The sequence below is a fragment of the Vibrio sp. 03_296 genome (genome assembly GCF_002265885.1).
Genome location: NZ_NPKW01001036.1, coordinates 1 through 969 on the forward strand (window position 1 = coordinate 1; position 969 = coordinate 969).

1 pseudogene is annotated in these 969 nt (G+C 38.6%); it reads right to left on the bottom strand.

The window, feature by feature from the left end:
• Window positions 1-624: 624 nt before the first annotated feature.
• Window positions 625-969: pseudogene (locus tag CIK04_RS29680) on the bottom strand (DNA polymerase); the annotation flags it as partial.

The following is a 969-nucleotide window of genomic DNA, read 5'->3' on the forward strand; positions in this document are numbered from 1 at the left end:
AGCTCAGTCATTGTTCAAAATGGCACACTCTCTCAGTTCTCACCCTAAGAAACACATCTAACCAACTGATAAAATAAAAATATATCAAAACACCCTATTTATATATGCACTTAGTTTTCCAAGAGAAATAATCAGAGTGTGAGTGGTGTAAATTTACATATTGATATAACGCTCTATTGCGTTCGTTTTTCAATCTGAAACCGTATAAAAAGAAACAAACAAGAGGCGTTAAGAATGGAGATGCGATATGGATATGATTTAATTGAAATTTTATTTAGCCCAATAAAAAACGCCCCAGTACAAATAACCTGACTGGGGCGGCTGAATCAGCCTAATCCAATAACGTGAAACAAAAGGTCTGAAAGATAGAACATCTTACCTCTGTACCCTACGCGTACTAATGTACAACAATTGGTCAGAATTGCAAACTTTTTCTGTAGTTTTTTTTCATGAATTTTTTATTTAACTACAACTCAACAATATTTCTGCAAACTTTTTTGATGATAAAAAAAGCCAGAGTTTGTGCTCTGGCTCATGATATTCATTCATTTTGTACAAAAATGCATTAATGTTGACTTGATCCCAGTTGTCACCATGGCCAGCTTCCGCCACCAATTGGAACATTTACGCTGTGCTGCATGATTCCATCAATTGTTGTACTTACTTCAATTTCGGTCAACAGGACTCTTCCACTTCAAACACCAGTTCATCGTGTACTTGCATCAGCAATTTGACTCGACCATTGCCTTCCTCTTGAATCCACTGATCCACCAACAACATCGCTTTCTTGATGATGTCTGCTGCTGTTCCCTGCATTGGAGCGTTGATCGCCGCACGTTCTGCTGCTTTACGACGCATCACATTGCGAGAGGTAATTTCCGGTAGATGCAAACGACGACCAAAAATGGTTTCAACATAACCATGTTGAGAGGCATTTGAACGTGTGTCTTCCATGTACTGCATGACACC